Genomic DNA, 1,911 nt, shown 5'->3' on the forward strand with positions numbered 1-1,911 from the left:
AGATACTCCGACAGCGATCTGCCGACGGCGTTTGCGACCAAGATGCCGGCAACGTTGGAATCTCCGGTTTTGTACTGAAAGTTGGTGCCAGGTGCGCAGGCCCTCGGCAGCTTGCGCATGTATGCGAAAGGGCAAGAGAACTGGAGCAAAATGTGCTCTGGTCGGGCCAATGACGCCGCCTGATCTCGACCTCCCGAATGACGTAGAGACGCTGAAGGCCATGGTGCTTGCCATGGCTGGGAAGGCGGCCCCGGGCCGATGCTCTGGCGAGCGAGGTCGCCGATCTCAAGGCCCGCAACGCCGATGCCGATGCGCGCATCGAACGGCTGACGCAGATCCTGAACGCCTTCGACCGCGCCCGGTTCGGCCGACGATCCGAAAGGTTCGGCTCTGCGAACAGCGACGATGAACAGCAGGCCTTCGTCTTCGAGGAAATTGAGACCAGCATCGCTGCGATCAAGGCCCAGGTCAGTAAGGGCCGTCAGCAAGCGGACGGCAAGCGTGCACCTCGTCGGCGCAAGGGCTTTGCGCCCCACCTGGAACGCGTCGAAACCGTCATTGAGCCGGAAGAGCTGGCTGAGCATGCCGGCAAGCAGAAGGTGCTGATCGGCGAGGACGTGTCGGAACGTCTGGATGTGGTGCCGGCGAATTCCGTGTGATCGTCACGCGTCGTCCCAGGTATACTTCCAAGAACGCCGACGGCGTAATCCAGGCGCCGGCCCGGCCCATATTATTGAAGCAGGCATTCCGACGGAAGCGCTTCTGGCCGAGATCGCAGTCGCCAAATATGCCGATGGCCAGCCGCTCTACCGGCAGGAGGCTATCTACGCCCGCGACAAGGTACTCGACCGCAAGCTGATGGCGCCATTATGGGCAAGCTTGGCTTCGAGCTGGAGATCGTGGCCGACTACATCTTCAGCGAAGTCAAGAAGGCCGAACGGGTCTTTGCGGACGAAACCACCTTGCCGACGCTCGCTCCGGCTCCGGATCGACGAAGACGGCCTACTTATGGGCCTATGCCCGAGATGACCGAACCTTTGGTGGCAGTGGTCCCCCGATGACGGCTTATCGCTTTGAAGACAGCCGCTCCGGCGAATGCCCGGTCCGGCATCTCAATGGTTATCGCGGCGTCCTGCAGGTGGATGGCTATGCCGCCTATAACAACTTGGCGCAACCCGATCGCGGCAATGATGGCATCGCATTGGCTGGCTGTTGGTCACACAGCAGGCGCAAGTTCTACGAGCTGCATTTTGCAGGGAGCTCGAGAGTGGCAACGATGACGGTCGAGCGGATGGCAAAGCTCTGGCAGGTCGAGAAAACCGTGCGCGATCAAAGCCCCGATGGCGCGTTGCCCCGCGCCAGCAAACCTCCGCGGCGATCCTCGCAGATCTCTTCGACCTCTGGCAGCAGACCTTGCGGCGGATCTCCGGCAATTCCAAACTGGCCGAGGCGATCCGCTACGTCGTCTCGCGCCGTGCTATCTTCGAACGCTTCCTCCGCGATCATCTCGTGCGCCTTCACGCCTTCAACATCGTCGAACGCGCCAGCGAGCCGTCGGGGATCAACCGGATCTAGCGGCTTTATCGGGAGGAAGGGCTCGCCGTCCGCAAGCGGCGGGCCCGCCGCAAGGCTGTCGGCACCCGGGTCCCGATCCCTCCAAAAGCCGCCCCCTATGAATTATTGAAAAATCGATTCGGGAATCCTGCAGGCTCTGGATGACAGCGGTGGCGAGGTAGATCATCGCTTCGAAGCTGCCGTCTGTCTTGTCGCACCGCATTGCAATGTGTTTGAATTCCTTCAGCTTGCCGAAGAAATTCTCGATATGCCATTGACAATACCGCTAATAATTTGACGGAATTCGACGAATCACCGAGAGTTGGATTCCAAGCGCTGAGCGCCTTGGCGCGTTGG

3 protein-coding genes and 3 pseudogenes are annotated in these 1,911 nt (G+C 60.6%); 5 read left to right on the plus strand and 1 reads right to left on the minus strand.

The features are described 5' to 3' along the window. Window positions 1–227: 227 nt before the first annotated feature. The 5 genes and pseudogenes from YUU_RS63155 to YUU_RS62210 form a co-directional block, all read left to right on the plus strand. Window positions 228–659: an IS66 family transposase gene (locus YUU_RS63155; RefSeq protein ID WP_027528104.1), complete on the plus strand. Its 432-nt coding sequence runs from the start codon at window positions 228–230 to the stop codon at window positions 657–659. Then, the gene (locus YUU_RS63160; RefSeq protein WP_371260608.1) at window positions 634–1,029 is read left to right on the plus strand and encodes a transposase; all 396 of its coding nucleotides are present in this window, start codon (window positions 634–636) and stop codon (window positions 1,027–1,029) included. The genes YUU_RS63155 and YUU_RS63160 overlap by 26 nt, the downstream gene beginning before the upstream one ends. Before the next feature lie 7 nt (window positions 1,030–1,036). Beyond that, a pseudogene (locus YUU_RS63165) lies at window positions 1,037–1,252 on the plus strand (transposase); the annotation flags it as partial. Next, a pseudogene (locus YUU_RS63170) lies at window positions 1,213–1,509 on the plus strand (transposase); the annotation flags it as partial. The pseudogenes YUU_RS63165 and YUU_RS63170, both read left to right, overlap by 40 nt. A 30-nt stretch (window positions 1,510–1,539) precedes the next feature. Beyond that, window positions 1,540–1,671: pseudogene (locus YUU_RS62210) on the plus strand (IS3 family transposase); the annotation flags it as partial. Here YUU_RS62210 and YUU_RS63175 read toward each other — a convergent pair. Continuing rightward, a partial coding sequence (locus YUU_RS63175; RefSeq protein ID WP_210164199.1) for a hypothetical protein occupies window positions 1,671–1,911 on the minus strand: 241 nt, incomplete at its 5' end. The pseudogene YUU_RS62210 and the gene YUU_RS63175 overlap by 1 nt on opposite strands.

Source organism: Bradyrhizobium sp. Ec3.3 (assembly GCF_000472925.1).
Taxonomy (GTDB): domain Bacteria; phylum Pseudomonadota; class Alphaproteobacteria; order Rhizobiales; family Xanthobacteraceae; genus Bradyrhizobium.